This window comes from Methanoregula sp., from assembly GCF_002835825.1.
Classification (GTDB): domain Archaea; phylum Halobacteriota; class Methanomicrobia; order Methanomicrobiales; family Methanospirillaceae; genus Methanoregula.
Map to the genome: position 1 here is coordinate 1 of NZ_PIZH01000432.1, position 1,740 is coordinate 1,740.

Genomic DNA, 1,740 nt, shown 5'->3' on the forward strand with positions numbered 1-1,740 from the left:
GAAGAGTTCCTTCCCGCGCCAGTTCACCCTGAAGATGACTGTCAAGAATACCGGCAATGAAGCCTTCTCGCTCATCGGGTACCCGCGCCTGGTTGGTGCAGATGGCTCTGAATCTGCGGGCAATAATATCATGTTCGGATCGGTTCACCCGAATGGTTATGCAACCGGCACGAGCACGATCACCATCATGACAGAACAGGAGTATGCGGCGCTTGAGGAGAGTGCCGTCCTCAGGGTGAAATACCAGAGCATGAAGCCCCTCCCGTATGAGGGGATCTGGGCGGTGGACTTCTCCACCCTCTGACCCGGCTCCTGTTCATCTCTTTTTTCCTGCGAAGTCCGGTTGAACCGGCAGTTTGTAAAAAAAAATCGTCATTTCCCGGTCGGCCCGGGTACGGGATCGCTCCCCCTTCATGACAATGCCGGGCCATCATTACGCTGCAAGGTAAATCCGTTCGTGGGAGCGGTACACAAAAAAGATCCGGAATTTGTTCCGGGGGTAATGTCTTTAAGTTGCTGTAAAATCAGCAGCCTCAGTATCCAAAGAGATCATCTCGCTATTCAGAGATAAATACCGGCTACCGGTAACCCATTTCCCATTGATATCGATCAGCAGAGACCCCGCCAGTCGGAGCAACGAGGCGTCACTGGGGAAAGCCCCGATCTTTTTCGTCCGTCGTTTAAGTTCCCGATTAACCCGTTCCAGGAGATTAGTGGTCGGGATTTTCTTCCAGAACTCCAAGGGAAACGCCCGGTAATTCATCAACCCGTGCTGGAACCGGTGGATCGTATCAGCGGCCCGGGAGAGCCCCCGTTCATCGAGTTGAACCGCGTATTCCGCCAGCCTGCCGGCATCCGAGAGACATTACCGGAGGATTTCCGCGATCTCCTTGTGATATTTTCGGGGGACTTTTCTCAGGACTGCCCGGATGAAGTGCACGTGACACATCTGCCACGAAGATCCTGGAAACATTATTCCGGCAGCGGACTGGATGCCCTTATGGCCGTCCGAGACGATCAGATCGACGTTACTGAGGCCTCGCTCTTTCAGGTCGGCGAACATCCCTTCCCAGGTAAGCTCATATTCAGCATCAGCGATCTGGGCTGATAGGACCTCCCGGTGTCCATCTGTTCTTACCCCGACGATGACAAGGAGAGCTTTATTGACGTACCGGCACTCATCCCGGACTTTGAAATACGAAGCATCGACGAAAAGATACGGGTAGTATGTATCAAGGGGTCTCTCCATGAATTCCTGTACTTTCATATCGAGTTCCCGGCCGACTTTCGAGACATCCGATGCTGATATCTGCTCAACACCAAGATGCGCGATTATCGTCTCAACGTTTCGTGTCGATACTCCCTGTGGGTAGGATTCGATGATCGCATTTACCAGCGCTTTCTCGGTCCGGGCGTACTTTTCAAAGACTTTGGTCTCGAATGGAACTTCCCGCAACTGAGGTTTCAAAAGACTGAGCTCGCCGAACCGGGTGTTCAGTGACCGCTGACGATACCCGTTCCGGTGCGCTCGACGCGCACCTGTTCTCGCGTATCTCATTGCACCGGCCTGCTGCGATAGTTCCTCCTTCATTACATCGTTCAGGAACCATGTGATGAGTTCCTGCATGGCCTTCTCGGTATCGGTAAGATAATTTTGTACGATATCTCTTAGCTCCATGCCCTGTTCCTCTTTGTTTCCAATTCACTGTTGGATACAGGGCATCTTACATTTTACAGCAT

At 52.5% G+C, this 1,740-nt stretch carries 1 protein-coding gene and 1 pseudogene; one reads left to right on the top strand and one right to left on the bottom strand.

What is annotated here, in order from left to right:
* Positions 1-304, top strand: a 304-nt coding sequence (locus CW742_RS11920) for a hypothetical protein (protein WP_292420663.1), incomplete at its 5' end; no start/stop codon positions are given.
* A gap of 204 nt (positions 305-508) precedes the next feature.
* On the opposite strand, the pseudogene CW742_RS11925 reads toward CW742_RS11920, so the two are convergent.
* A pseudogene (locus tag CW742_RS11925) lies at positions 509-1,678 on the bottom strand (IS256 family transposase).
* Positions 1,679-1,740 lie beyond the last annotated feature (62 nt).